General features: G+C 69.8%; 16 protein-coding genes. All 16 read right to left on the bottom strand.

Annotation, left to right across the window (positions count from 1 at the left end; genetic code table 11):
• Positions 1-22 precede the first annotated feature (22 nt).
• On the bottom strand, positions 23-766 hold the full coding sequence (gene pgeF, locus BLV94_RS41845; RefSeq protein WP_072945353.1) for a peptidoglycan editing factor PgeF: 744 nt from the start codon (positions 764-766) through the stop codon (positions 23-25).
• Positions 763-1,962: a cell division protein FtsZ gene (gene ftsZ / locus BLV94_RS41840; RefSeq protein ID WP_072945355.1), complete on the bottom strand. Its 1,200-nt coding sequence runs from the start codon at positions 1,960-1,962 to the stop codon at positions 763-765. The genes pgeF and ftsZ overlap by 4 nt, the downstream gene beginning before the upstream one ends.
• A 217-nt stretch (positions 1,963-2,179) precedes the next feature.
• The gene (locus BLV94_RS41835; RefSeq protein ID WP_244163771.1) at positions 2,180-3,064 is read right to left on the bottom strand and encodes a cell division protein FtsQ/DivIB; all 885 of its coding nucleotides are present in this window, start codon (positions 3,062-3,064) and stop codon (positions 2,180-2,182) included.
• Complete coding sequence (murC, locus tag BLV94_RS41830; protein ID WP_072945358.1) at positions 3,061-4,572, bottom strand: UDP-N-acetylmuramate--L-alanine ligase; 1,512 nt, start codon at positions 4,570-4,572, stop codon at positions 3,061-3,063. The genes BLV94_RS41835 and murC overlap by 4 nt, the downstream gene beginning before the upstream one ends.
• Complete coding sequence (gene murG / locus BLV94_RS41825; RefSeq protein WP_072945360.1) at positions 4,569-5,717, bottom strand: undecaprenyldiphospho-muramoylpentapeptide beta-N-acetylglucosaminyltransferase; 1,149 nt, start codon at positions 5,715-5,717, stop codon at positions 4,569-4,571. Before murG ends, murC begins: the two co-directional genes overlap by 4 nt.
• Entirely contained in the window at positions 5,714-7,249 is a 1,536-nt protein-coding gene (ftsW, locus tag BLV94_RS41820; RefSeq protein ID WP_072945361.1) for a putative lipid II flippase FtsW, read from the bottom strand. Before ftsW ends, murG begins: the two co-directional genes overlap by 4 nt.
• On the bottom strand, positions 7,246-8,745 hold the full coding sequence (murD, locus tag BLV94_RS41815) for a UDP-N-acetylmuramoyl-L-alanine--D-glutamate ligase (RefSeq protein WP_072945363.1): 1,500 nt from the start codon (positions 8,743-8,745) through the stop codon (positions 7,246-7,248). Before murD ends, ftsW begins: the two co-directional genes overlap by 4 nt.
• A 4-nt stretch (positions 8,746-8,749) precedes the next feature.
• A complete protein-coding gene (gene mraY, locus BLV94_RS41810; protein WP_072945365.1) occupies positions 8,750-9,829 on the bottom strand; it encodes a phospho-N-acetylmuramoyl-pentapeptide-transferase in 1,080 nt (359 codons plus the stop codon).
• Entirely contained in the window at positions 9,826-11,340 is a 1,515-nt protein-coding gene (locus BLV94_RS41805; RefSeq protein ID WP_072945367.1) for a UDP-N-acetylmuramoyl-tripeptide--D-alanyl-D-alanine ligase, read from the bottom strand. Before BLV94_RS41805 ends, mraY begins: the two co-directional genes overlap by 4 nt.
• A complete protein-coding gene (locus tag BLV94_RS41800) occupies positions 11,337-12,950 on the bottom strand; it encodes a UDP-N-acetylmuramoyl-L-alanyl-D-glutamate--2,6-diaminopimelate ligase (protein ID WP_072945369.1) in 1,614 nt (537 codons plus the stop codon). The genes BLV94_RS41805 and BLV94_RS41800 overlap by 4 nt, the downstream gene beginning before the upstream one ends.
• A 170-nt stretch (positions 12,951-13,120) precedes the next feature.
• Positions 13,121-14,971, bottom strand: a complete 1,851-nt coding sequence (locus BLV94_RS41795; protein ID WP_072945371.1) for a peptidoglycan D,D-transpeptidase FtsI family protein — start codon at positions 14,969-14,971, stop codon at positions 13,121-13,123.
• Positions 14,968-15,645: a cell division protein FtsL gene (ftsL, locus tag BLV94_RS41790; RefSeq protein WP_072945373.1), complete on the bottom strand. Its 678-nt coding sequence runs from the start codon at positions 15,643-15,645 to the stop codon at positions 14,968-14,970. Before ftsL ends, BLV94_RS41795 begins: the two co-directional genes overlap by 4 nt.
• Complete coding sequence (rsmH, locus tag BLV94_RS41785; protein WP_072945375.1) at positions 15,642-16,658, bottom strand: 16S rRNA (cytosine(1402)-N(4))-methyltransferase RsmH; 1,017 nt, start codon at positions 16,656-16,658, stop codon at positions 15,642-15,644. Before rsmH ends, ftsL begins: the two co-directional genes overlap by 4 nt.
• A gap of 197 nt (positions 16,659-16,855) precedes the next feature.
• On the bottom strand, positions 16,856-17,287 hold the full coding sequence (mraZ, locus tag BLV94_RS41780; RefSeq protein WP_005247637.1) for a division/cell wall cluster transcriptional repressor MraZ: 432 nt from the start codon (positions 17,285-17,287) through the stop codon (positions 16,856-16,858).
• Positions 17,288-17,785: 498 nt separating this feature from the next.
• Positions 17,786-18,214, bottom strand: a complete 429-nt coding sequence (locus BLV94_RS41775) for a DUF3040 domain-containing protein (protein ID WP_012688068.1) — start codon at positions 18,212-18,214, stop codon at positions 17,786-17,788.
• 232 nt (positions 18,215-18,446) lie between these two features.
• A complete protein-coding gene (locus BLV94_RS41770) occupies positions 18,447-18,911 on the bottom strand; it encodes an SAV_6107 family HEPN domain-containing protein (RefSeq protein ID WP_241031272.1) in 465 nt (154 codons plus the stop codon).
• Between the last annotated feature and the right edge of the window lie 95 nt (positions 18,912-19,006).

Below are 19,006 nucleotides of genomic sequence, written 5' to 3'. Positions count from 1 at the left end.
TCGCCGGCATCGCCGGCAGTCGTCACACGCTGTCCTGCCCAGTATCCATCCAGATCACCGCCGCGAGCCGACCGGTCGGGGCCTGGCGGCGATGACTGAACAGCGTCTGGTCCTCGATGGTGCAGCGCGGATCCTCCGCCACTCCGGCGACACCCGCGTCGAGCAGTTGCTTCCGCAGACCCGCCCGCAGGTCCAGGCCGGGGGTCCCCTTGGCAGTGCGGACGGCGCTGCCGGGAAGGAACTTCTCGACGTCCGCCTGCATCGCCGCGGGAACCTCGTACTGGCGGCCGCTCGCCGCCGGACCCAGGAACGCTCCGATCCGGTCGATCCGCGCCCCCTGCTCCACCATGACGTCGAGCACCCGCGGAACGATGCCGATGCGGGCGCCGATCCGGCCGGCGTGGACGGCGGCGATCACCCCGGCCTCGTCGTCGGACAGCAGCACCGGGACGCAGTCGGCGCTGAGGGTCGCGAGCGCGAGCCCCCGCACCGTCGTCACCAGCGCGTCCGTCGCGGGCACCGGCGTATCGGTGGGCCCGTCGACGACGGTCACGTTGCGGCTGTGGATCTGCTCCATCCACACCAGGTGGTCGAACGGCACGCCGATCTCGCCCGCGAGCCGGCGCCGGTTCGCCTCCACCGCGGCCGGATCGTCGCCGACGTGATCACCGAGGTTGAACGTGTCATACGGTGCGACGGAGTGTCCTCCGGCGCGGGTGGTGACGACCCGGCGAACCCTGAACTCGGGGGCGGTCGGCGAACTCAACGACGCATGAAGGAGGGCACGTCGACTTCGTCTTCACCCTCCTCGTCGGACACCGGCACCGCGCGGGACTGCCCGTTTCCGGGAAGCGGCGGCAGACTGCTCGGGCTCTGGTGCGAGCTGATCGTCTCGCGGGTCACCGACATCGGCTCGCTGTTCTGCTGCTCGACGGACTGTCCGACCTCGCCCGCCCGTCCGGCGCCGATGGCGCTGCGACCGGCGGCACCCGACTCGACCGGCCTGCGGGCGGGGGTGCCGCCGTCGAACCCGGCGGCGATGACGGTGACCCGCACTTCGTCGCCGAGGGAATCGTCGATGACGGTGCCGAAGATGATGTTGGCGTCGATGTGGGCGGCTTCCTGCACCAGCGACGCAGCCTCGTTGATCTCGAACAGACCGAGGTCGCTGCCACCGGCGATCGAGAGCAGCACGCCGCGCGCACCCTCCATCGACGCCTCAAGCAGCGGGGAGTTGATCGCCGATTCCGCGGCCTTGATGGCCCGGCCCTCGCCGCGCGAGGATCCGATGCCCATCAGCGCGCTACCCGCGCCGGACATGACTCCCTTGACGTCGGCGAAGTCGACGTTGATCAGTCCGGGGGTGGTGATGAGGTCGGTGATGCCCTGGACACCGTTGAGCAGGACCTCGTCGGCGCTGCGGAACGCGTCCATGAGGCTGACCGCGGCGTCGCCGAGCTGCAGGAGGCGGTCGTTGGGGATCACGATGAGGGTGTCGCACGATTCGCGCAGCGACTGGATGCCGGTGTCGGCCTGGCCGCCGCGGCGCTTGCCCTCGAAGGAGAAGGGGCGCGTGACGACGCCGACGGTGAGGGCGCCGAGCTTGCGCGCGATACTCGCCACGACCGGTGCGCCACCGGTGCCGGTGCCGCCGCCCTCGCCTGCGGTCACGAACACCATGTCGGCGCCCTTGAGGACTTCCTCGATCTCGTCCTTGTGGTCTTCTGCGGCCTTGCGGCCGACTTCGGGATCCGCGCCGGCGCCGAGCCCGCGGGTGAGTTCCCGGCCGACGTCGAGCTTGACGTCGGCGTCACTCATCAGCAGTGCTTGCGCGTCGGTGTTGACGGCAATGAACTCGACTCCCTTGAGTCCCTGCTCGATCATCCGGTTGACTGCGTTCACGCCGCCGCCGCCGATGCCGACGACCTTTATTACGGCGAGGTAGTTGTGCGGGGGCGTCATCGGCTCTCGCCTTCCATGAGTGTGTATCACGCTTTCGTACAGATCAGCCCAGTCTGAAGCCTCAACCTCAACCATAGGGTTACGGTTATGTCAAGTGCTGCTCGACTAGAGCGAAACGCTATGCACCGTCATACGGATACGCCATTAGGCGCGCCGAGACGCGCCGAGTTATTTGACGAACTCGCCCGCAACTCTTTCGCATCCGGGTCACGGCCCCTCACCGCACCGTCGGCAGGTCGGGACTCGACACGTCGTACGTCTGCCCGGGCTGGGTGAGCAGCGGCAGGGTGACCGCGGCCTTGCGCTCGGACTTCTCCGTGCCGCCCCACACCACGATCCGGCCGTCGAGCAGTGTCACCGCGATATCCGAAATCGACTTCGCCGCAACCTGTCCCACCTGACCGCGCAGCTGGGGCGGCATCGACTCCAGCACCTCGATCGCCGCCTCCGTCGACGGGTCGCCCCACCCCGGCTTCTCCGTCACCAGTCGCGGCACCCCGGGCGGCGGCGGTGCGATCTCGTAATCCACGGCCTCCGCGTCGAGGAGATGGGTGCCGCCGGGGCTGTCGACGAACACGACGGGCACCCGCTCGGTTACCGTGACGCGGATGGTGGACGGGTACACCCGTTGCACGCGGGCGGACGCCACCTTCGGGATCGCGGCGACGCGCAGGGCCGCGCCCTCGGTGTCGACCCGGAGCAGCGGCTGCCCCTGCGGCACCGCCAGCGCCTGGCGAATCTGCTCCTCGGAAATCGACGTCGCCCCCGCGACGTCCGTCTGCCGCACCGACAGCAGCGGCGTGAACCACGCGACGAGACCGAGCGCCACGACCACGACGACGCCGACCACACCCATCACCGCAGGCCGCCGGTACCACGGACGCCGCGGCGTCTCCACCGCCGTGGACTTCCGTGCCGCCGAAGCCGATTCGCGGGTGCGCCGCGTGCCGGGGTCGGTGGCGATCGCGCTGCGCCGACGCGAGGACGTCCGGTCGCCCGCCGCGGCGCGTGCGCCGGACGTGCCCGGTTGCGGACTGCGCGCGGCGTCGCGGCGGACAGGGCGGTCCGGCCGCTCGGACCGGCCGCGGCGCTCCCGCGTCATCGCGACGGGTGGTGGTGCGGAGCCGCACGCAGAGCGTCGAGGATCTGGTTCCCGAGCATCGTCACGTCGCCGGCGCCCATGGTGATCACCACGTCACCGGGGGACGCGAGTCCCGCGACCTGACGCGGCGCCTGCGACAGGTCCGGCTGGTAGTGCACCGGCTTCGACACCGACAGCGCGACCAGGGCGCCGCTGACGCCCGGGAGCGGTTCTTCCCGCGCCCCGTACACGTCGAGGACCACGACCTCGTCGGCGAGGTCCAGTGCGTGCCCGAATTCCTCGGCGAATGTTGCTGTGCGGGAATACAGGTGCGGCTGGAAGACCACGATGACCTTGCCGCTGCGCACCGAGTCCTCGGATTCGCGGCGATCGGCCTCGTGGGGCTGGCGCACCAGATCGGCGGCGGCGCCGAGCACGGCACGCACCTCGGTCGGGTGGTGCGCGTAGTCGTCGAACACACGCACCCCGTGCTCGCGGCCGGTGAACTGGAACCGGCGGTGCACTCCCCCGAAACCGGCGATGCCCTCGAGGATTTCGTCCACGTCGGCGCCCGCCTCCATGGCGGCGAGGAGCGCGGCCAGCGCATTGAGCGCCATGTGCCTGCCGGGCACATTCATCCGGATCGTTCTCGGCGCCTGCTCCCCGGCCAGCTGGAACTGCAGTACCCCGCCGACGTCCCTGGCCTCGAAACTCAGCAGGCGCGCGCCGACCTCGACGCCGTCGATCGGAGCGAAGGCCCCGTCCGCATCCTCGGCGCTGCCGTAGCCGAGCACCCGCACCCCGGGCAGTCCCCGTGCCGCCACCCGCTGCGCGAGCGCCGCGGACCCCGGATCGTCGAGGCAGGCGACGAGCAGCCCGCCGTGCGAGAGCCGGGCCGCGAAATCGTCGAATACCTGGATGTAGGCCTCGGGGCTTCCGAAGTAGTCGAGGTGATCGGCCTCGACGTTGGTGACGACGACGACGTTCGGGTCGTACTGGAGCAGTGAACCGTCGCTCTCGTCGGCCTCGGCGACGAACACGTCGCCGCTGCCGTGGTGGGCGTTGGTTCCGGCCTCGTTGAGTTCGCCGCCGACCGCGAACGACGGATCGTACCCGCAGTGTTGCAGCGCCACCACCAGCATCGACGTGGTCGACGTCTTGCCGTGGGTGCCCGACACCAGCAGGGTGCGGTGCCCCTGCATCAGCGAGGCCAGCACCGCGGGCCGCAGGATCACGGGAATCCCGCGCCGGGCCGCCTCCACGAGTTCCGGGTTGTCCTTGGGGATGGCGGCGTGGGTGGTGACCACGACGGTCGGGCCGCCGGGCAGCAGGTCGAGTGCGGAGGCGTCGTGGCCGATGCGGACCTGCGCGCCGCGGGCACGCAACGCGAGGACGCCGCGGCTCTCCTTGGCGTCCGAACCGGACACCTGTCCACCCCTGGCCAGCAGGATCCTCGCGATTCCGGACATTCCGGCGCCGCCGATCCCGACCATGTGGACACGTTCCAACTGCGCGGGCAGGTCGGTCATCGGGTTCCCCTCGTCTGCGCGGCCACGTCGATCACGATGCGCGCAACCTCGGCGGCTGCGCTGCGGTGACCCGCGCCGGCCGCGCGTCGTCCCATGTCCTCGAGCTGTGCGGGGTCGCGCAGCAGGGGGATCACGGTCTCCGCGACGAATCCGGCGGACAGGTCTCCGTCGGCCACAATCATTCCACCTCCGGCGGCCACGACCGGCCGCGCGTTCAGTTCCTGCTCACCGTTGCCGTGTGGCAGCGGCACGTACACCGCGGGAAGGCCGACCGCCGACACCTCGGCAACCGTCATCGCACCCGACCGGCAGATCACGGCGTCCGCCGCCGAATAGGCGAGGTCCATCCGCGACAGGTAGGGAACGGCCACGTACGGCGGGCCGCCCGGGGTCGCGGGAACGTCGAGGGTGTTCTTCGGTCCGTGCGCGTGGAGGACGGCCACCCCGGCCGCCGCGAGCGACTCGGCCGCACCTGACACGGCCTCGTTCAGCGACCGCGCGCCCTGCGAACCGCCGAACACCAGCAGCACCGGGCCGTCGGCGGGGAGGCCGAAGTGTGCACGCGCCTCCGCGCGCAACGCGGCCCGGTCGAGACCGGTGATCGACGCCCGCACCGGGATACCGAGGATCTCGGCGTCCGAGCGCCCCCGTGCCGACACGCCCGAACCGGCGACCGCGGCCAGGACGCGGGCGGCGCGGCGGGCGCCGATCTTGTTCGCGATCCCGGCGCTGGCGTTCGCCTCGTGCACGACGATCGGGATGCGGCGCCGGCGGCGGAGCAGGCCGGGGCCTGCCGCGAGGTACGCGGGCAGCGCGACGTACCCGCCGAAACCGACGACGACGTCGGCATTGGTCGCGTCGAGCACCTCGCGGGTACGGCGCACCGACGCGCGCACGCGCCCGGGCAGCCGCAGCAGGTCGAGGGTGGGTTTACGGGGCAGCGGCACCGGCGGAACGAGTTCGAGCGGGTAGCCCCGCTCGGGAACCAGCGTGGTTTCGAGGCCACGCGCCGTGCCGAGAGCGGTCACCACCGCGGTGTCGTCGATCGCCTTGATCGCGTCGGCCACGGCCAGGGCCGGTTCGATGTGCCCGGCGGTACCACCGCCGGCCACGATCACCGACAGGGTGGGCTTGTCGCCGTTCACCTACGAAATCCTCGCTCTCCTGCTCGGCCACCCGAGCTTCGCTGTTGACGTGCACCGCGTTCGGGGGTGCGGCCCTTGCCGCGTTCGGGGCGGCCCTTCTCGTATGTGATGCTGCGGGTCCGCGGGGCCATCTCGCGACCGGCCCGGCGACGGGCCTCGGCCCGGCGCACCGCCTCTGCGCGCGCCGCGTCCGCCCGCACCGGTGAATACGCCTCCGGTTTGCGGAGCCGCAGCAGACGACCGAACGGGCCGTCCTGCCCGGAGTGCAGCGCCGCGACCGCCTCCGGTTCGTGCCGCGCCGCGTTGGCGACGAGACCGAACATGAACAGTGTGGTGGCCGTCGACGTTCCGCCCGCCGACACCAGCGGCAACTGCAGCCCGGTGACGGGGAGCAGCCCGATCACGTATCCCACGTTGATGAACGCCTGCCCGGTGATCCACACGGTCGCCGTTCCGGTGAGCAACCGGAGGAACGGGTCGGCGGATCGGGCCGCGATGCGCAGGCCCGTGTACACGAACAGCCCGAACAGGCCGAGGACCGCGGCGCCGCCGAGGTATCCGAGTTCCTCGCCGATGATCGCGAAGATGAAGTCGTTGTGCGCGTTCGGCAGGTAGCTCCACTTCGCGCGGCTCTGCCCGAGCCCGCGGCCGAGGATCCCGCCGTCCGCGAGCGAGTACATCGCCTGCCGCGACTGGTATCCGATGCCCTGCGGGTCGGAGCCGGGGTTGAGGAACTCGCGCACGCGAGCGGACCGGTAGCCGGCGGTGAGCGCGAGGATCACGATTCCGGCGACGCCGGTGCCGACGATGGCGACGAACAGCTTCAGCGGCAGTCCCGCGAACCACAGCAGCGCCATCAGGATGATGGCCAGCGAGACCGTCGTGCCGAGATCGGGCTGCAGGATGATCAGGACGAACGCGATGAGAGCGGCCGGAACCAGCGGCACCAGCATGTCGCGGACGCTGGAGATGTCGCTGCGGCGCGACGCCAGGATGTGCGCACCCCATACCGCCAGCGCGATCTTGGTGAGCTCGGCGGGCTGCAACGAGAATCCGGCGACCACGAACCAGCCACGCGTGCCCTGGGACACGGTGCCGATCCCGGGGATGAGGACCAGGACCAGCAGGATGATCGTGACCGCGAACGCCGGGAACGACAGGGCACGCATCACCCGGACGGGGATCTGCAGCGCCGCGTAGAACAGGCCGAGTCCGAGAGCCGCGAACAGCGCCTGCCGGGTGAAGAGGGTGTAGGCCGAGCCGTCGGAGGCGTAGGCCTCGACACTCGACGACGACAGCACCATCACCAGGCCGAGGACCGTCAGCAGAAACGCGATGGTCACGACGAGGTGGAACGACGCCAGCGGCCGCGACAGCCACGCCCCGATCCGGGTGCGCGGGCTGCGGGGAGGGGCCGCCCGCGTGCGCGGACTCGACGGTGCGCGCTTGGCCACCCCGGGTGCGGCGGCGGTGCGGGCCGGGGACCGCTGTCCTTCGGGGACGCGGCGGGTGCGGGCTCCGGCGGAGGTCATCGCGGTGTCCTGGAGATGTCCGACTCGTCGAGCCTGCCGACGGCGTCCGCGAAGCTGCGCCCCCGGTGACCGTAACTGTCGAACATGTCGAGCGACGCCGCCGCGGGCGCCAGGACGACGGCATCGCCTGCCGTTGCCAGCGCAGCCGCCTCGCGCACGACGACGCCCATCACAGCGTCGCTGTCGGTGTCCGCCGGCAGCACCACCCGGTGCATCGCGGTCTGCGGGACTGCACTCACACCTGCATCGTCTCCCGTTTCCACGGTGACCACGGGAACCTCGGGGGCGTGTCGCGCAAGCGACTCTGCGATCTGCCTCGCATCGCGGCCCAGCAGGACGGCGCCCGCGAGGCGGCCGGCCACCTCCCGGACGAGGTCGTCGACCCGCGCACCCTTCAGCAGACCGCCGGCGATCCACACCACCCGGTCGTGGGCGAGGATCGACGGGCGGGCGGCGTGCGGGTTGGTCGCCTTGGAGTCGTCGACGAACGTCACTCCCCCGACGTCGGCGACGTGCGCCGCCCGGTGCGGGCCCACCACGTGGGCGGCCAGGCCTGCTGCGACGGCGGCAGGCGGAACCCCGATCGCCCGGGCGAGAGCCGCCGCTGCCAGCGCATCCATCAGTCCGGCGGGCCCGGGTGGGGTGATCCCGTCGGCCGGGGCCAGCCGCTCGCCCTCCGCGAACGCGCGATCGACGAGATAGCCGTCCTCGACGCCCAGTTCGCCCGGCGCGGGCACCCCCAGCCGGAAACCCAGGGTGCGCGCTGCGAGGGACGAGGAGAAGAGAGAGGACGCGACTTCGTCGTCGAGACCGAGCACCGCGACCTCACCGGTCAAGGCGCGGGCCTTCGCGTCGATGTACGGCTGCATGCCGCCGTGCCAGTCCAGGTGATCCTCGGCGATGTTGAGGATCGCGCCCGCAGTCGGCCGGACCGACGGCGCCCAGTGCAGCTGGAACGACGACAGTTCGACGGCCAGCACGTCCGCCCGCGGTTCGGTCTGCCGCAGTGCGTTGAGCACCGGGAGCCCGATGTTGCCGCAGGCCAGGCTCGGCAACCCGGCCGCCTCGAGAACGGAGTGCAGCATGGAGGTCGTCGTGGTCTTGCCGTTGGTGCCGGTGACCACCAGCCACCGCCGCGGCGGGCCGTAGAGCCCGGCCCGGTCCACGTGCCACGAGAATTCGATGTCGCCCCAGATCGGCACCCCGTCCCCGGCGGCGACCGAGAGCAGCGGCGCGTCCGGGCGGAAACCCGGACTCGTCACGACCAGCGCGAACTCGGCGACCCGCTCCCGCTCGGCGAGCAGATCGTCGATCGGGACGGTCGCCGCCCCCAGCCGTGCGCATTCGGCGAGGGCGTCGACGTTCGAGTCGGTGACGGTGACGTGGGCCCCGAGGTCACGAAGAGGTTCGATGGTGGCGCGGCCGGACACACCCGCACCGGCGACGAGGACACTGCGGCCCCGCAACCAGTCGAGCCCGCCGTGTTCCTCTGTCACGGCGTCAGCCCCCGATCGCTGCCAGGTACTCGCTGTAGAACAGCGCGAGCCCGATCGCGGAGGCGATGGCGGCCAGCAACCAGAAACGGATGATCACCGTGGTTTCCGCCCACCCGGCGAGTTCGAAGTGGTGGTGGAACGGGGCCATCCGGAACACGCGTCTTCGGCTCGACCGGAACACCGCGACCTGGATCACCACCGACGCCGCCTCGGCGACGAACAGCGCGCCGATCACGACCATCAGCAGTTCGGTGCGCGTCGTGATCGACAGTCCGGCGAGCATGCCGCCGAGTGCCAGCGAACCGGTGTCGCCCATGAAGATCTTGGCGGGCGCGGCGTTCCACCAGAGGAATCCGATGCACGCACCGGCGCCGGCCGCGCAGATCAGGGCAAGGTCGAGCGGGTCGCGGACGTCGTAGCAGCCCTTGCCGGGGCTCGTCTCGCACGCGTTGCGGTACTGCCAGAACGTAATGATCACATATGCGCCGAGCACCAGGCTCATGGAACCGGCGGCGAGCCCGTCGAGGCCGTCGGTGAGGTTGACCGCGTTCGACCACGCGCTCACCAGCAGGTAGCAGAACGCCACGAATACGACGGAGCCCATCGTGACCGTCGCGATGTCGCGCACATAGGACAGGTGCTCGCTGCCGGGGGTGAGGTCGTTCGCACCGCGGAACTGCAGCGCGAGAATGCCGAACGCCACCGCCGCGATGAGCTGTCCGACGAGTTTCGCCGTCTTGTTCAGCCCCAGGTTGCGCTGCTTGCGGATCTTGATGAAGTCGTCGAGGAACCCGACGCCGCCGAGCGCCGTCGTGAGACCGAGCACGAGGAGTCCCGACGCCGACGGTCCGTCCGCGTCGTACCCGATGCCGATCATGTGCGAACCCCAGTAGCCCGCCCACAGTCCGGCGAGGATGGCGACGCCACCCATCGTCGGCGTGCCGCGCTTCGACTGGTGACTCGCCGGACCTTCGACGCGGATCTCCTGGCCGAACCCCTGACGGGAGAAGGCCTTGATGAGAACGGGGGTCAGCAGAATCGAGACAGCGAGCGCGATGCCCGCCGCGAAGAGGATCTGTCTCACCGCGTAGCCTCCGAACCCTTCTGTCCCGTGCTTCCCGCCAACACCGTGTCCGCGACCTCCCACAATCCGATGGACTGCGACGCCTTGACCAGCACCAGATCTCCCGGCGCCAGTTCCTTCTCGAGCAGTGCGACCGCACCGGCGATGTCGGGGACGAGGATCGACTCCTCACCCCACGAACCTTCCATGACCGCACCCTGGTGCATGGCACGGGAGGGCCTTCCGGTTCCGACGACGATCAGCCTGCTGACATCGAGCCGGACCGCGAATCTGCCGATGGCGTCGTGTTCGACCACTGATTCTGGACCCAGCTCGGCCATTTCTCCGAGCACCGCCCAACTCCGGCGCGCCGCTCCCCGGCCCGACCTGGCCATCGACACCAGCGCTTTGAGGGCGGCCCGCATCGAGTCGGGGTTCGCGTTGTACGAATCGTTGACGACGGTCACACCGTCCGGCCGGTCGCGGACGTCCATCCGGCGCCCCGAGACGGCGGCGGCGCCGGAGAGCGCCTGCGCGATCTGGTCGAGGTGCGCACCGCATTCGAGCGCCACCGCGGCTGCTGCGAGTGCGTTTCCGACCTGGTGCTCACCATGCACGGCGAGTTCGACGGGAACGCTGCCCGCCGTCGTCGTGAGAGTGAAACGCGCCCTTGCCCTCTCGTCGAGCACGATGTCGGTGGCCCGCACGTGCGCGGATTCCGAGCGGCCGACGAGCACCACCCGCGCCGACGTGCGCGGGGCCATGGCCACCACCAGCGGATCGTCCGCGTTGAGGATCGCGACTCCACCGTCCTCCGCCGAGGGCAGCGACTCCGGGAGTTCGCCCTTGGCCGCGGCGATCGCGTCCCGCGAACCGAATTCGCCGAGGTGCGCCGTTCCCACGTTGAGGACCACCCCGATTTTCGGGGGCGCGATCGCTGCGAGAGAGGCGATGTGGCCGCGGTCCCGGGCCGACATCTCCAGAACCAGGAATCCCGTTTCGGCGTCCGCGCGCAGCGCGGTCCACGGGTGGCCGAGTTCGTTGTTGAACGATCCGGGCGGCGCGACGACGGGACCGAGGGGCCGCAGGACGGCGGCGAGCAGATCCTTCGTCGACGTCTTGCCTGCCGAGCCGGTGACGCCGACGACGGTGAGCCCCTTCGCGGCGAGGTCGTCGACGGATGCGCGCGCGAGCTTTGCGAGGGCCGCGAGTACGGCGGCGCCCGATCCGTCGGTGTCGTGTTCGAGCGCCATCGCCTTGCTCGGGCCTGCCCCGGGCGTCGGGGTGACCACCACGGCGGGGACCCCGACCGGGCGCGCGGCCAGGACCGCGACCGCACCGGCCTCGATCGCCGCTGCCGCGTGATCGTGTCCGTCGACGCGGGCGCCGGGCAGGGCGAGGAACAATCCGCCGCCGGCGACCTTGCGCGAGTCGAATTCGACCGTTCCCGTCACCTCGGCCGACGGGTCGGCGACATCGTGCAGTTCGCCTCCCACGATCTCGGCGATCCGAGCGAGTGTCATCGGGATCATCGCGTTCCTCCGACCTGTCGCTCGATCGCGTCGCCCAGTACGTCGCGGTCGTCAAATGGGTACTTCACCCCGTGTATCTCCTGACCGATCTCGTGTCCCTTGCCTGCGACCAGAACCACGTCGCCTGCCTGCGCCCAGCCGACGGCGTCGGCGATCGCCTTCGCTCGGTCCGCTACTTCCCACACCTGTCCCCGCTCGGACTCGGGCACCCCGAGGGCGCCCTCGCGGATCGCGGCCCTGATCTTCGCCGGATCCTCGGTACGCGGGTTGTCGTCCGTGATGATCAGCAGGTCGGCTCCCCGCGCGGCCGCGGCGCCCATCAGGGGCCGCTTACCCGCGTCGCGATCGCCCCCGGCACCCACGACGACGGCGACGCGGCCGCGGACCTGCTCGCGCAGCGTCGCGATCACGGCCTCCACCGCGGCGGGCTTGTGCGCGTAGTCGACGACGGCGAGAAAATCCTGCCCCCGGTCGATCCGCTGCACCCGGCCCGGCACGTCGACCCCGGCGATACCGGCGACGGCGTCGCGCGGATCGACGCCCAGCGCGGCGCACAACGCGACGGCGAGCGAAGCGTTCGCGACGTTGTACTGCCCCGGCAGCCGGAGTTCCACGTCGAGCGCCGTGCCCTCGGCGGTGGTGAGCGCGAACGTCTGCGAGCCGGATGCCGACACCGTCGCCGGGCCCGCCGTCCACACCGCGCCGTCGGTCACCGGCGTCGTCGCGACCGTCGTCACGATCGAGTGGGCGCCGCGCGCGACCTCGGCCATCCGCCGGCCCCACACGTCGTCGACGCAGATGACGGCGTACTGCGCGTGCACGGACGAGTCGGCCGCGAAGAGCCGCGCCTTGGCGGCGAAGTAGTCCTCGAAGTCGCGGTGGAAGTCCAGGTGGTCCTGGGAGAGGTTGGTGAACGCGCCCACGTCGAAGCGGACTCCGTCGACGCGGCCGAGGGACAGCGCGTGGCTGGACACCTCCATGACGACGGTGTCGATCCCCTGCTCGAGCATCACGGCGAACAGCGCGTGGAGTTGCGGCGCCTCGGGGGTCGTCAGGGCGCTCGGCACCCGGCGGCCGCTCATCCGGGTCTCGATCGTGCCCACGAGACCCGTCGTCCGGCCTGCCGCGTTGAGGGCGCCTTCGACGAGATACGAGGTGGTGGTCTTCCCCGACGTCCCCGTGATGCCGATGACCTGCATCTTCTCCGAGGGGCGACCGTAGATGGTGGCCGATAGCTCACCGAGCACGCCGCGCGGGTCGTCGTGGACGAGCACCGGAGCATCGGTGCCCAGTGCGGACACCAGCGCGAATCCGGCCTCGTCGGTGAGGATCGCGGTGGCTCCGCGTTCGAGAGCGTCGGCGGCGAACTCCGCGCCGTGCGCGCGGGCCCCTGGAAGGGCTGCGAACAGATCGCCCTCCATGATCCCCTGGGCGCGCAGATCCACCCCGGTGACGATCACGTGCTCGGCGGTTCCGGTGGGTGCCTCGACCCTCGCTCCGGCGAGCGCGGCCAGAGCGCTCACCGTGGTACGGACCGGCTGGGCGGGGCGAAGACCGTCTGTGACCTTCGCCTCCACTGACGCCGACTGCGGGCGGGACGGAACAGGCACCGGGCTCCTCTCGGATGTCGACTCTCACGGACAACGGCGTAGTGCACGGATCGATACAGCGTGCTACCTCGGCAGTTCCCTGCGTTCACGGCAAATGCGCGTGTCCACTGAACGGCCGACGTGTCAGATTACCGCGAGCGCTCCCGGAACCCGATTCGGCCGACCTTCGCTCAATCGGCCTGCAGCACCAGCCTGCGTCCGGGGTCCGGGGACATCGGCACGCTGTCGCGCTGCAACATCCAGGACGCGATGTTGTGGAACAGCGGGGCAGCAGACTGCCCACCGGAGCCGTCCGCACTGCGTGTCGGCGCGTTGAGCATGATTCCGACGACGTACCGCGGATTGTCGGCCGGAGCGATCCCGGCGAACGTGATCCAGTAGTTCGAGTTCGAGTAGCACTTGCACGCGGGATCGACCTGCTGGGCGGTGCCCGTCTTGCCGCTGATCTGGTACCCGTCGACGGCGGCCTGCACCCCGGTGCCGCGCTGGTTGCCCGTGTCGTTCTGGGTGACGGACCGGAACATGTCGCGGACGGTGGCCGCGGTCTGCGGGCTGACGACCGTCACCTCCTCCGGCGCCTCCGTCTCGGTCCGGTTGCCGGACGCGTCGACCGTCGCCTTGACGATGCGCGGCGGGATGCGGACACCGTCGTTGGCGATCGCCTGGTACATGCCGGTCATCTGCAGCAGGGTCATCGACAGGCCCTGTCCGATCGGAAGGTTCGCGAACGTGCCCCCCGACCACTGGTCCCGGCTGGGGACGCTGCCCGCGCTCTCACCGGGAAGCCCGACGTCGGTGCGCTGGCCGAGACCGAACCTGGACAGCATGTCCGCGTAACGGTCCTCCCCCACGCGCTGGGCGAGCATCAGGGTGCCCACGTTCGAGGACTTACCGAACACGCCCGTGGCCGTGTACGGCGCGACCCCGTGGTCCCACGCGTCCTTCACCGACACACCTGACATCTGAATGCTGCCGGGAACCTCGAGAACCTCGTCGGGTGAGGTCAGCCCGTACTCGATCGCGGCCGCCGCGGTGACGATCTTGTTGACGGATCCCGGCTCGAACGGCGTGCTCACCGGCAGGTTGCCCATCTCCACCGTTCGCGGGTTGTTGCCGACCCCGATCGCGGGATTGAACGTGCTGTCGTTCGACATCGCGAGCACCTCACCGGTGTGGGAGTCGAGCACGACCGCCGACGCGTCCTTCGCGCCGGACTTGTCCTTGGCCATCTGAACCTGCTGCTGTACGTAGTACTGCAGGTCGGAGTCGATGGTGAGCTCGACGCTCGATCCGTCCACCGCCGGTTGCTTGTCACGCCAGCTGCCGGGAATCACCGCGCCGTCGGAGCCCCTGTCGTACGTCTGGGAGCCGTCGGTGCCGGCGAGGGTGGAGTCGAGCGAATCCTCGAGGCCGAGCAGTCCGTGACCGTCCCAGCCGGTGGCGCCGACGAGGTTGGCGGCAAGGGACCCGCCCGGGTACTCGCGGATGTCCTGGCGTTCGAGGCCGACCTCCGGGAACTTGTCGCTGATCTGCGCGGCGATGTTCGGGTCGACGCTGCGCGCCAGATAGACGAACGTCTCGTCGCCGTGCAGTTTCTCCTTCAGATCCTTCTCCGGTGCGGCGTCGCCGAGCCGGTCGTGGATCTCATTCGCGATCGCGTCGAGTCGCGAATCGACGTCGGGGGCGGTATCGCTCTTGGCCTTCGCCTCCTCGAGTTCCTTGCGCACCCGCGTGGGCTGAAACGTCAGCGCCTTCGCTTCCATCGTGAAGGCGATGGGATTGGTGTTGCGGTCGGTGATCGACCCGCGCAGCGCCGGATCCACCTCGGTGGTCGTGCGCTGGTTCGCCGCCTCCGCGGACAGTTGCGGTGCGTCGATGACCTGGATCCACAGAAGCTGCACGGCGGCGAGGCCGAGCGCCAAGAACATCAGTCCGCGCCCGATCCGTTGCCTGAACGGAAATGACGCGCTCCCGGCGCCCGCAGGGCGCCGGGGACGATTTCTCGGTGCGCTTCGACTCACCGGCGACCACCGGAGGGTGGAGCAGTCGTCGGTGCGGCGGCCGAAGGGATCACGGGAACCAATTGTTCACCTTGCGCCTGGATCTCCGTGCCATTGCCGGGCTGCGGCGTGGCGCGCGGAGACTGCGTGGTGCTCCCTCGATTCGGGGCGGTAGCCACGGAGTTGCCACGCTGGGTGTTCGGGGCGGCCGCGTCGAGTGGAGGCACGGGCGCACCCGACGCCGGGGCCGGTTTTCCGACGACCTCGACGCTGCCGTCGGGGTGGACGACGAGCCGAGCCGGGTCGTTCGCGGGGACCATGCCGAGCTTGGCCGCTTCCTCCGCCAGTTTCGGGGCGGAGTTGGCGGTCTCGACGTCACGCTGGAGCGCCGCCTTCTCCTCCGCGAGCGACTGGTTGTGCGCGCGGGCGGCGCTCAGCTGGTACGAGTCCTCCGCGGACCGGGTCGTGAGCAGCAGTGTGACGGCCAGGCCCGTCGCGAGCAGAACGAGGATCGTCGCCACGAACGGAATGCGGGCGGTGAGCGTGCCGGTGCGGTTCTTGCCGGAGACGGCGATCGCGGATCCGTTGTGCACGGCCGCGCGCTGGGTGCGCTTCTTGTACGCCCGCTCAGCCGCGCCCGACCGGTTGTCCGCCCGCGCGGGCCGAATCTCGGTGGAACTCACCTGAACCGTCATGCCGCCGACCTCCTGGCAATTCTTTCTGCAGCGCGCAACCGCACCGGGGCTGATCGTGGGTTCTCTTCGATTTCCTGCTCGGACGCGCGCTCCGCCCCTCGTGTGAGGATCCGGAACTCCGGTCCCATCCCCGGTAATTCGACGGGAAGCCCCTCCGGGCTCTTCGACTTGGACCTGGGGGTGATTTCCTGCTTGACGACCCGGTCTTCCAGGGATTGGTACGACATGAACACGACGCGTCCCCCGACGGTCAACGCGTCGAGTGCAGCCGGTACCGCGGCGCGCAGTGAATCGAGCTCGCCGTTGACCTCCACTCGAAGGGCCTGGAACGTCCGCTTCGCCGGATGTCCCCCGGTACGGCGGGTCGCCGCAGGAATGGTGCGGTACAGCAGTTCGACCAGCGGTGCGCTGGTCGTGAACGGCTCCTTCGCGCGTTGCCGGACCACCTCGGACGCGATCTTGCCCGCGAAGCGCTCCTCGCCGTACGTGCTGAGGATGCGAGCGAGATCTCCGTGGCTGTACGTGTTGAGGACCTCGGCCGCGGTGATGCCGGTGGTCGGGTCCATCCGCATGTCCAGGGGCGCGTCGATCGAATACGCGAACCCGCGATCCGATTCGTCGAGCTGCATCGAGGAGACGCCGAGGTCGAAGAGGATGCCGTGCACCGACTCCCGCGCGGAGAGACCCGCCTGGGTGAGCGCATCCTCGATGCCGTCGTAGCGGGTGTGCACGAACGTGATCCGGTCCGCGAACGGGGCGAGCCGGCCGCCGGCGATCTCCAGTGCGTGCGGATCACGGTCGAGGGCGACGAGCCTCAGCTGGGGGTAGGTCCGCAGGAAGTGCTCGGAATGCCCGCCGAGGCCGAGGGTCGCGTCGATCATCACGGCGCCCCCGCCTTGCGGGTCGTTCGCGGTGAGAGCGGGGCCCAGCAGTTCGTCTGCGCGGTGAAGCAGTACCGGGATGTGACCGAAACCATCGGCGGGCGAGGAATCTTCCCCCTCGTGATCCACCATGATCCCTCCGGCTCCTGCTCTGCGGTGCGGGTGAACAAGCCCGGTGCCGGGGTTCACTGCTCGAACTTCTCGTGTCGGCCAGTTGCCGTGGCGAATGCTTCGAGGTCCCTGCCCGAAATGAAAACCTGGCGCTGGGGAAGTGCGTCAGGGTTCCGTCGGACAGAGGCCTCGCGGCATTCGCCGGGACGTGTTCACGCTCAGACGATTTCGCCGAGCGCGACTCCTGTTGCCTGCGAGTAGTTCTCCTCGTTCGCCTCGACATAGGTCTGCCAGGCTTGCGCATCCCAGATTTCGAGGAAATCGACCGAACCGATCACTACGCAGTCCTTGGAGAGACCCGCGTAACGACGGTGATCTGCCGAGAGGGTGATGCGCCCCTGGGCATCTGCGTGCTGCTCGTCGGTACCTGCCGCCAGTCCGCGAACGAAGGCTCGCGCCTCCGGATCGCTTCTCGACGCGGCCGCGGCCTTGCGTGCGAGAGCGGTGAATTCTTCCCGGGGATACACCGCGAGGCTGTGATCCTGACCCTTGGTGACCATCAACCCTCCCGCCAGCGCATCCCGGAACTTTGCGGGCAACGTGAGCCGCCCCTTGTCGTCGAGCTTCGGCGTGTAGGTACCGAGAAACACTCGACACCTCCCACCGCGTTCGAAATCGAACGCCGTATGCCCGGGCGGTTCACCTTCGCTCCCCGCTGCGCACCACAGTACCCCACTTTCCCCCACCCACAAGGCAGATAACGGCGTGTTGTCCCCCTATTTGCCCAATACTTGCTGGTCAACGCAGATTGGAGTGGGTGGGGGAAGATTCCCGACGTGATCATCGCCACGGGCACCATCGATCGCGCCCCGGCACACAGCGGCGCGGAACACCGGAAAAGCCCAGGTGAGAGCTCACCGGACTGGTGCGTTACCCCTGCCCCACGGCTTGTCGCAGACCCGAGGGGGGAAAGTGGGGAAACGGGGTGGGTGAGGGTGGGGATTCGTGGGCTGGAGCATTCACTGGCCCCACCTGCCGGGCACGACCGGGCCGAATGGGCGCCGGGCGACCGGGTGCCGGCCCCGGAGACAGCAGTGGCGGCGTGGCATCACATGCCACGCCGCCACTGAACTGCCGAGCGGGTCGTACTACTCCTGCTCGAATCTCTTCTTGAAGCGGTCTTCCATTCGCGACGAAAATCCGCCACTCTTGCGCCCGCTTCGGGGCTTACCGCGTTCGGCACGGCCGGTCTCACCCTGCGTGGTCGAGCCACCACGCGAGGACTGTCCGGACTTGCTCTTTCCTCCACCCCACAGGAGGAGGACTCCGGCACCGAACATGACGATGAAGCCGATCAGGCTGATGACGGGGAAACCGCCCGGCTTGATCGGAAGGGCGACGCCGGCGATGAGCAGAACAAGGCCCAGAACGAACAGGGCCACCGCCTGCAATCGACGACGACTCGATGCCGCACGCATGCGACCGCCTCGCACAGTGGAGGCGAACTTGGGATCCTCGGCGTAGAGAGCGCTCTCGATCTGGTCGAGCATGCGCTGCTCGTGCTCGGAGAGTGGCACGGTACCTCCCCCGGCACTGGAGTGTTGGCCACCGCCTCACGGTGCGAGACGGTGGGTAACCGACTTTGGCGGCTACCTAGATTTAATAATACGAGCAGTTCGATCCCCGTACCACCTACTCCACGTACGAGTTCCCCACCAACCTTACGGACTCCCGCACCGAACGACGTTCGGGGCACCGCAATGTCGCGGACGCCTCACCGTTTTCCCGCCGTTTCCGGGCGCCCGCCGCTCAGGAGGCCCGCAAATCGAGACCTGCGCCACGTCCGATGTGCTCTTCGACGGCCTGGAGAAAGCGCCCGACCTCGACGAAGAACTCGTCGGCCTCGAGATCGGTGAGGGTTCGCGACATTCCCGCCTCGATGGCGGCGCGGGTGCCCGAGTGTCCGGCGAAGTAGTCGGCCCAATTCCCGAACTCCGGCGCCGCGCGCGCCATGAGCACCCAGGCGTTACGTGTTCGTGTCCTCTTGCTCCCCGCCGCAGGCCCCTCCGCGGCGGCCAGCACCGCGCCCGCGCCGCGCAACGCGGCCAGGTACGCGCTGTGGAATCGATCCGCCGGGCCACCTGCCCCCACCGATTGGGCGAGGAGCGCGTCGGCGCGATCGAGCAGCACCGAACCGCGCCTCGTGGCCGGGTTGCGTACGTCACCCCGCCGGTGCGAGTTCCCAGAGGTCGGTCCCGTGACCGGGTTCGTCATCACTTCGAACACCTCCAAAACCCCGGTGCAACCACCCCGCCGGGCGTAGTCAGGTCGTAAGTCCGGGGGCCGGCGATGCTCGCTTCCCTCGAGCA

It is taken from the genome of Rhodococcus koreensis, from assembly GCF_900105905.1.
Taxonomy (GTDB): Bacteria; Actinomycetota; Actinomycetes; order Mycobacteriales; family Mycobacteriaceae; genus Rhodococcus_F; species Rhodococcus_F koreensis.
This window is presented reverse-complemented; position numbering and strand designations above follow the sequence as displayed.

Excerpts from the sequence above, each read along its gene's own strand:
- ftsZ (WP_072945355.1), bottom strand. The coding sequence starts at position 1,962 with ATGACGCCCCCGCACAACTACCTCGCCGTAATAAAGGTCGTCGGCATC.
- BLV94_RS41835 (WP_244163771.1), bottom strand. The coding sequence starts at position 3,064 with ATGACGCGGGAGCGCCGCGGCCGGTCCGAGCGGCCGGACCGCCCTGTC.
- murC (WP_072945358.1), bottom strand. The coding sequence starts at position 4,572 with ATGACCGACCTGCCCGCGCAGTTGGAACGTGTCCACATGGTCGGGATC.
- ftsW (WP_072945361.1), bottom strand. The coding sequence starts at position 7,249 with ATGACCTCCGCCGGAGCCCGCACCCGCCGCGTCCCCGAAGGACAGCGG.
- BLV94_RS41805 (WP_072945367.1), bottom strand. The coding sequence starts at position 11,340 with ATGATCCCGATGACACTCGCTCGGATCGCCGAGATCGTGGGAGGCGAA.
- ftsL (WP_072945373.1), bottom strand. The coding sequence starts at position 15,645 with ATGACGGTTCAGGTGAGTTCCACCGAGATTCGGCCCGCGCGGGCGGAC.
- rsmH (WP_072945375.1), bottom strand. The coding sequence starts at position 16,658 with ATGGTGGATCACGAGGGGGAAGATTCCTCGCCCGCCGATGGTTTCGGT.
- BLV94_RS41770 (WP_241031272.1), bottom strand. The coding sequence starts at position 18,911 with ATGACGAACCCGGTCACGGGACCGACCTCTGGGAACTCGCACCGGCGG.